General features: G+C 67.6%; 3 protein-coding genes. All 3 read right to left on the bottom strand.

Annotation, left to right across the window (positions count from 1 at the left end; all coding sequences use genetic code 11):
- On the bottom strand, positions 1 to 1007 hold a 1007-nt coding region (gene arsB / locus DFR74_RS35150; protein WP_113975435.1), incomplete at its 3' end, for an ACR3 family arsenite efflux transporter.
- The gene (locus DFR74_RS35145; RefSeq protein WP_067514875.1) at positions 1004 to 1381 is read right to left on the bottom strand and encodes an ArsR/SmtB family transcription factor; all 378 of its coding nucleotides are present in this window, start codon (positions 1379 to 1381) and stop codon (positions 1004 to 1006) included. The genes DFR74_RS35145 and arsB, both read right to left, overlap by 4 nt.
- 67 nt (positions 1382 to 1448) lie before the next feature.
- Entirely contained in the window at positions 1449 to 2288 is an 840-nt protein-coding gene (locus tag DFR74_RS35140) for a helix-turn-helix domain-containing GNAT family N-acetyltransferase (protein ID WP_067514877.1), read from the bottom strand.
- Positions 2289 to 2306 lie beyond the last annotated feature (18 nt).

Raw genomic sequence — 2306 nt, 5'->3', positions numbered from 1 at the left:
ACGGGGACCTCGATGAGCGGGCCGACGACTCCGGCCAGGGCTTGGCCGGAGGTGGCGCCGTAGGTGGCGATAGCGACGGCGATGGCGAGTTCGAAGTTGTTGCCCGCTGCGGTGAAGGCGAGGGTGGTGGTGCGTTCGTAGCCGAGGCCGAGGGCTGCTCCCATCGCGTAGCCGCCGCCCCACATGATCGCGAAGTAGGCCAGCAGCGGGATGGCGATGCGGACCACGTCGAGCGGGTGGGAGGCGATCTGCTCACCTTGCAGGGCGAACAGGATCACGATGGTGAACAGCAACCCGTACAGCGCCCACGGCCCGATCTTGGGTAGGAAGCTGGATTCGTACCATTCGCGGCCCTTGGCGCGCTCACCGAAGCGGCGGGTGAGGAACCCGGCCAGCAGCGGGATGCCGAGAAAGATCAGCACCGATTTCGCGATCTGCCACGGTGAGGTGTCGATGGTGGTCTGTTCCAGGCCGAGCCAGCCCGGCAGGACCGAGAGGTAGAACCAGCCCAGGACGGCGAACATGATCACCTGGAACACCGAGTTCAACGCGACCAGCACGGCAGCGGCCTCACGGTCACCGCAGGCGAGGTCGTTCCAGATGATGACCATCGCGATGCAGCGGGCCAGACCGACGATGATCAGTCCCGTCCGGTACTCGGGCAGAGCCGGCAACAACAGCCAGGCCAACGCGAACATCAGGGCCGGGCCGAGAATCCAGTTCAGCACCAGGGAGCTGATCAGGAGTTTGCGGTCGCCGGTGACGGTGTCGAGTCGGTCGTAGCGGACCTTCGCCAGGACCGGGTACATCATGATGAGCAGGCCGATCGCGATCGGTAGCGAGATGCCGTCGATCTCCACCGTCGAGAGGGCGTCGCCGAGACCGGGAATCATCCGGCCCAGCAGCAGTCCGGCGACCATGGCGACGCCGATCCAGACCGGCAGGAACCGGTCGAGAGTCGACAGCTCGCCGACGACGGCGGGGTGCTCGGCGGTGGTCGTGCTCATGCGGTGACTCCCGTCGCGGTGCCGCTTTCGACGAGCAGAACTTCCGACAGTCGTTGCAGGGCTTCGGGGACGACCCGGTAGTACACCCAGGAGGCGCGGCGTTCGCTGTCGAGCAGCCCGGCTTCGCGCAGCACCTTGAGGTGATGGGAGATCGTGGGCTGGGTCAGGTCGATCCCGGCCGACAGGTCGCACACGCAGGCTTCCTGGCCTTCACGGGAGGCGATGGTGCTCAGCAGGCGCAGCCGGACCGGATCCGACAGTGCTTTGAACACGCTCGCCAGCTCGACGGCGTGAGGCTCGGACAGGGGCTCACGCACCAGTGGCGCGGCGGAGCACGCCTGCACAGGCGTCACCACCAACTTCGACTTCGACATACGCCAATATTGACCGATATCAATACGGCGAGGCAAGCAAACAGCCGGTGAACGCCCGGGGCGAGCCCTACCTCATAGGCGAGCGGCGCTCGAGCAGGACGGTGTCGTGCCAGACCCCGTCGCGTTGGGCGATGCGTTCGCGCACACCGACGGTGCGGTACCCGGCGCTGTGGTGCAGGGCCAGCGAGGCGCGGTTGTCGGTGAAGATCGAGGTCTGCAACGTCCACAAGCCATCGTCGTCCGCGGCGAGGACCTGCTTGTGCAGCAGGGCCTTGCCCACGCCGCGTCCACGGTGGGAGTCGGCGACATAGAGCGAGGTCTCGGCGACACCGGCGTAGCAGTCGCGGCTCGATACCGGGGCGGCGGCGGTCCAGCCGACGACGCGGCCGTCGACCTCGGCGACCCATCGGTGGGCGGGCAACCAGTGCTTGTCGAGGTGGGCGCGGGTGGGGACTTCGGTCTCGAAGGTGGCGATTCCGGTGGCGATACCCTCGCCGTAGATGCGCCGCACCTCAGCCCAATCCCTGGGCTCTAGGGCGCGGATGGTGACGTCGGCGGGCAGGTCGGCAGGGCAGCACGGACGCGGCGCGAGCAGGCCCATCACCGCGTCGGCAGCGTGCGGCAGTCCGGCGCAGCACGCTTCGTTGACGGTGACGATGGTCGCGGCACCTTCCTTGTGCAGGCGCACGAATCCCACGTCGGCAAGCTTGCGGACGTGATGGGAGGTCGTGGACTGACTCGTGCCCAGGATCTCGGTCAACGCGCCGACCGTGATGCCTTTCGGGGTCGTGGCCACCGCGTGCAGCAGCCGCACCCGCACCGGTTCGGCCAGGCAGGCGAACCACTCGGCGTAGGTGGCGGCTTCGCCGGTCGGCAGGACCTGAGCTTGAGGCAGAGCGATGGGCATGGGGCCAGTATATCGACG

Origin of the sequence: Nocardia puris (assembly GCF_003315035.1) — a bacterium.
GTDB lineage: Bacteria > Actinomycetota > Actinomycetes > Mycobacteriales > Mycobacteriaceae > Nocardia > Nocardia puris.
This window is presented reverse-complemented; position numbering and strand designations above follow the sequence as displayed.

Bases quoted from the DNA above. Each gene is read 5' to 3' on its own strand.
- DFR74_RS35145 (WP_067514875.1), bottom strand. From the start codon at position 1,381: ATGTCGAAGTCGAAGTTGGTGGTGACGCCTGTGCAGGCGTGCTCCGCC.
- DFR74_RS35140 (WP_067514877.1), bottom strand. From the start codon at position 2,288: ATGCCCATCGCTCTGCCTCAAGCTCAGGTCCTGCCGACCGGCGAAGCC.